The following is a 773-nucleotide window of genomic DNA, read 5'->3' as shown; positions in this document are numbered from 1 at the left end:
GCCTTCCGGATCCGCGACCCCGAAGTGCACCGGCGCTGGTACCCCAAGGCGCGGCGGACGGAGGAGCTGGCCGACCGCTTCGTCTACGGCGTGCCCGAGCTGGTCGGCGACCAGCTCGCCGGGGCCGCGCTGATCTCGCTGCCCGGCTGCTTCGCCACCGCGATCACCCTCGGGCTCGCCCCGCTGGTCCTCTCGCTGGGCCTGGATTTGAGGACCGTGGTGGTGGACGGCAAGACCGGCTCCAGCGGCGGCGGCCTCGAACTGCGCACCGCCAACCTGCACCCGCTGCGCAGCGGGGCCATCGCGCCCTACGCGCCGGCCGGGCACCGGCACGCGGCCGAGGTCAAGGACTTCCTGGACCGGGGCAAGCCGGGCGGTGTGCGGTCGCTGAGCATGTCGGCGTACGGGGTCTCGCACGTGCGCGGGCTGATGGCCAGCAGTTACGTGTTCACCGACGACGCGGTGGACGCGCGCACCCTGCAGCGGGCGTACCTGCGCTTCTACAAGGACCATCCGTTCGTGCGGGTGCGCCGGTCCAACGAGACGCTGATCCCGGTGCCCGACCCGCAGGCGGTGCTGGGGTCCAACTACTGCGACGTGACCGTCCTGCACGACGAGGAGGGCGGGCGGATCGTGGTGCTGGCGGCGCTGGACAACATGGTCAAGGGCGCGGCCGGCCAGGCGCTGCAGGCGACCAACCTCCGATTCGGCCTGCCGGTGCAGACCGGCCTGACCATGCAACCGGTGATGCCCGCATGAGCGCGACGACACCC

The 773-nt window shown here is 72.3% G+C and carries 1 protein-coding gene; it reads left to right on the top strand.

The annotated features are described in order from the left end of the window. Positions 1–759: N-acetyl-gamma-glutamyl-phosphate reductase (gene argC / locus ABD345_RS39995; RefSeq protein WP_344559760.1), on the top strand; the 759-nt coding region annotated here is incomplete at its 5' end. Between the last annotated feature and the right edge of the window lie 14 nt (positions 760–773).

The sequence above is a fragment of the Kitasatospora saccharophila genome, from assembly GCF_039529925.1.
GTDB lineage: Bacteria > Actinomycetota > Actinomycetes > Streptomycetales > Streptomycetaceae > Kitasatospora > Kitasatospora saccharophila.
Note: the sequence above shows the minus strand (reverse complement) of the source record. Positions and strands in the feature narration are given on the sequence as shown.